Here is a 4,134-nt window from a genome sequence, read left to right as displayed (position 1 = left end):
GTGTGCCTTGCCCTCGAATTTCGTGACGGGCCTTTCGAAACCGATCGGCGCGCTGTCCCGGTGCTCGGCGCTGACCCCGCCCGCAGCCTCGTTCAGCCCTTTGAGCAGTGGTTCTTCCGCGCCGACCGCGGCAATGTGTTCCGCGTAGTCCGCGTGATCGGTTGCGACGTGCAACACACCGCCGGGTTTCAGCCGATTCGCGATCAGTGCGAAAGTCGCGGGTTGCAGCAGCCGCCGTTTGTGGTGCCGCGCCTTCGGCCACGGGTCGGGAAAGAAGACGCGCACGCCCGTCAGCGATTCGGCAGCAATCATGTTTTCCAGCACATCGACGGCGTCGCCGCGCAGCAGCCGGATGTTGTCGATCTTTTCGCGTTCGACGCGCTGCACCAATTGCGCGAGCCCGGGTCGATAAACCTCGATGCCGATCAAATTCAGGTGCGGCTCGGCCTGTGCCATCGCGGCGGTGGCGGTGCCGGTGCCGCAGCCGATCTCGACCACGAGCGGGGCCTCGCGGCCGAACCAGGCGGCGGCGTCCAGCGGTTCGTCGGCGACATCGCGGCCGATCACCGGCCACATGCGGGCCCACGATTGCTGCTGTGTCGCGGTCAGCGCACCTCGGCGTGACCGGAAGCTGGTGACGCGGGGGTACAGGCGAGAGCCGGTGGAATTCCGGGGCTCGCGCTCAGTCGGGGCCGAACCTGTGGACGGCGGGCCCGGAACTGACTCGGCAGTATGGTTCGCGGCGTCGTTCACGGCGTCCATTGTCCAGCATCGACCCAGTGGTGCGGCAGGCGACTGTGTCTTGCCGTCCCGGCGGAGGTCAGGCGGCGCGTGCGCGGTCGATCGGGACCTGCGGCGCGCTCTCCTGCCGCAGCGGGCGCCCGAGCGCGACCTTGGCCGCGGTCACCATCATCTCGTACAGGCCGCGCGCGCCGGTCAGCGAGGCGGCGACCGACCACACGGTGCTGTCGCCCTCGTCGCTCACCGGTTGCCCGGCCAGCCGGTCCGCCAGCCACTCCAGGCTGAGCGGAGTGGACAGCGGCAGCAGCGAGAAATGCTCGCTCAGCCGGTCGCGCACGTAGCTGACCACCGCGCCGCCGCGCCGGTAGCGCTCGACCTGGCCGTCGATGCCCTCCACGTGAATCACCTGATCGTGCAGGGGCTGCACCACCAGCAGCGGGCAGGTCGGCGTCGAGTTGCCCAGGCGCAGATCGTCGAACATGGCCTGGAACTCCGGCGTCGCGATGACCTCGTCGAGCGGGCGGCTCAGGTAGTCGTCCATGCGCCTGCCCGCCAGGCCGAAGATCGCGCCGAACGGCGTCGCGGTCTCGGCGCGGGCCACGAAGCGATGGCCGTCGAGGGTGAGTTCGTTCTGCAGCATCGCGCCGAGCACGGGGTAGAGCCTGCGCAGCGCCGCGATCACGATGGCGGGCAGGCCCGCGTAGCTGGAGCCGTTCAACCGGGCGAAGACCTCTCCCGGGTCGCCGACGGGCGCGCCGAGCACCGCGCCGACGATGTCGAGTTCCGGCGCGTAGGTCGGCGCCATCTCCACCATCCACGCGCTGGCCATGCCGCCGCCGGAGTACCCCCACACCGCGACCGGCGTGTGCGGCCCGAGCCCGAGCGGCGCGAACCGCTGCGCCGCGCGCACGCCGTCGAGCGCGCGATAGCCGGGTTCCCGTGGCGCGCCGAAGTTTCCGCGCGGACCCTCGTGATCGGCGATGCTGACCGCCCAGCCGCGGCGCAGCGCGTTCGCGACGAGCAGCCACTCGAACTGGGTGACCGAGCCGAGCGCGCGGGCGCCGTAGCGCAATGCGTATGAGGGCGAACATTTCTCGGTGACGGCGTCCATCGCGGTCTGAAAGGCCAGCAGCGGCCTGGCTTCTCGCGGGTCGGCGTCGAGCGGCAGCAGCACGGTGGTGATCGCCGCCTCCGGCGTGCCGTGCATGTCGCAGCTGCGGTAGAGCAGTTGCCAGGCCGAGACTCGCTGCGGCACAACGCCGAACAGGGCGAGCTCGATCTTGCGGCTGCGCAGGGTGGTGCCGGGCGGCTTGGCCGCGAAGCCCTTCGGCGGCCGGTGGAACGGATCGCTGCTGGGCAGCGGTGGCTTCCCGGCCGCTAGGGCGGGCTCCGTATCGGCAGTGCCGATGACATCGGCTGTCATCGCGACCTCCTCGTCGATGCGGCCTCCCGCGTTCGCGCTCGCAAGCGCTGCGGGAGCCGCTCTCGAAAAGCGAAGTTGCGCACCAACTATGGCGCCGACCACGTGAATGCAGGGTAAATGACCGTCCACGGGTCTGGGAAGACCGGTCGCTCCCGGCGCGCCGCACTAGACTGCGCGGTATGGGCAGACCGTCAGTGTTCATCACCGGCGCCGCGGCCGGCATCGGCCGGGCGACGGCCCTGCTTTTCGCTGCGCAGGGCTACCATGTCGGCGCCTACGACATCGACGAGGTCGGGCTGACCAGGCTCGCCGCCGACATCACCGGCAAGGGCGGCGGCGTGCACACCGGTGTCCTCGATGTGACGAACGCCACGCAGTGGGCCGAGCGGCTGGCCGAATTCCACGCCGAGGCCGGGCAACTGGACATTCTCATCAACAACGCGGGCATTCTGCGCGCCGGCGCCTTCGAGACCATCGCACTCCCCGCGCACCAGGCGATCATCGACGTCAACCTCGGCGGCGTGCTCACCGGCACGCACACCGCGTTCGAATACCTGCGCGACACACCCGGCGCTCAAGTGGTGAACCTGTGCTCCGCGTCGGCCATCTACGGTCAGCCCGAGCTCGCCAGCTACGGCGCGAGCAAGGCCGCGGTCAAGAGTCTCACCGAGGCTTTGGATCTGGAGTGGGAGGCCCACGACATCCGGGTGATCGCGATCTGGCCGCTGTTCGTGGACACTGCCATGGTGGACGGGGTGGAGACCGGAACGACCAAGTCGCTCGGCGTCCGGCTCACCGCCGAGGACGTCGCGACGGGTATCTGGGCGGCCACGCGCAAACGCGGCAGGCTGCCGCGGGTGCACTACGAGATCGGCGCGCAGGCCAAGGTATTGGCGGCCGCCGCCAAATACGCGCCGAACTGGGCCGTGCGCACCGTGAACAAATACTTCAGCGGTACCTGACCGGTCGCCCCCTCCGCCCGCGCGTCTTCTGCAAGAATTGCGCACCGTATAGGGGGTGCAACTTGCCGACAGTCACGGAGTCCGACGGGCCGCTGCGCGAACGCGGGGTGCCCGCGGGCGAGCACGATCACCTCGATCGGCTCCTCGCCGACCTGCGGTTCGGCACGGCGCGGGACAAGCAGATCGGCTACGCGGCGAGCGCGGCCGTCAGCGCGTGGCGGACGCCGCCGCGCATCCAGCTGATGGGCCGGGCCCGCGCGGGCCGCACGACGGTGCTGCACGCGCTCGCGCTCATGTCCGCGGTGGAGACCGGCCCGGTCGACGAGCCGGACATGCCCGATCCGGCGTTCGACGCCGACATCGTCGTCTATGTGCTGTCGGCCGCGCCGTCGCCCGCGGACCGGCGCGTGCTCGCCACGCTGCCCCCGGAACGCACCCTCGTGGTGTTGAACAAGGCCGACGCGATCGGCTCGCGCTGGGCAGACGCGGTCGCGGCGGCGGAACAGTACGGCCGGGAGCTCGGCGTCGCCGTGCTGCCGGTGGTCGCCTCGCTCGCCGTGCGGACGCGGTCGGGCGCGATGACCGATGCCGACCTGACCGTGCTGCGCAGGCTGGCCGCGAATGCCGATGCGGCGCTGACACTCTCGCCGGATCTGTTCGTCGCGCCGGGCCCCGGCCTCGCCGAGCGCGAACAGCTGCTGCAGCGCTGGGACCTGTACGGCGTGAGCTGCGCGCTGGCCGCGCTCGGCCACGACCCGGACCTCGCCCCGCAGACCCTGCTGCACATCCTGCACGCCGCCAGCGGCATCGAGGCGCTGCACCGCCTGCTGCACCGCCGCTACGAGCAGGTCTCCGCGCTGCGCGGCGGCGAACTCCTCGACGAGCTCACCCGGCTGGCCGCCAGGGCGGTGCCTGCCGAAGGCAGCACGGCCCGAGACCTGTTGGAGGCGTACCTCTTCGGCGACGAGGCCCGGTGGCTCGGGCTGTGCGCGGGCCTCGCACACCCCG

4 protein-coding genes are annotated in these 4,134 nt (G+C 70.9%); 2 read left to right on the top strand and 2 right to left on the bottom strand.

Features of this window, described 5'->3' with window-relative positions:
* Positions 1 to 762 (bottom strand): tRNA (guanosine(46)-N7)-methyltransferase TrmB (gene trmB / locus ON39_RS32365; RefSeq protein ID WP_040739893.1); only part of this gene is annotated, 762 nt, incomplete at its 3' end.
* 58 nt (positions 763 to 820) lie between these two features.
* Positions 821 to 2,164, bottom strand: coding sequence for a lipase family protein (locus tag ON39_RS32360; protein WP_085998299.1), 1,344 nt, complete (start codon positions 2,162 to 2,164; stop codon positions 821 to 823).
* A gap of 179 nt (positions 2,165 to 2,343) precedes the next feature.
* Here ON39_RS32360 and ON39_RS32355 point away from each other — a divergent pair, with 179 nt between their 5' ends.
* Positions 2,344 to 3,126: an SDR family oxidoreductase gene (locus tag ON39_RS32355; RefSeq protein WP_040739891.1), complete on the top strand. Its 783-nt coding sequence runs from the start codon at positions 2,344 to 2,346 to the stop codon at positions 3,124 to 3,126.
* A gap of 62 nt (positions 3,127 to 3,188) precedes the next feature.
* The coding region (locus ON39_RS32350; protein WP_040739890.1) for a hypothetical protein at positions 3,189 to 4,134 on the top strand (946 nt) is incomplete at its 3' end.

Origin of the sequence: Nocardia tenerifensis NBRC 101015, assembly GCF_000308715.1 — a bacterium.
GTDB lineage: Bacteria > Actinomycetota > Actinomycetes > Mycobacteriales > Mycobacteriaceae > Nocardia > Nocardia tenerifensis.
The sequence above is the reverse complement of the archived record's forward strand: the minus strand, read 5'-3'. Positions and strand labels throughout refer to the sequence as shown.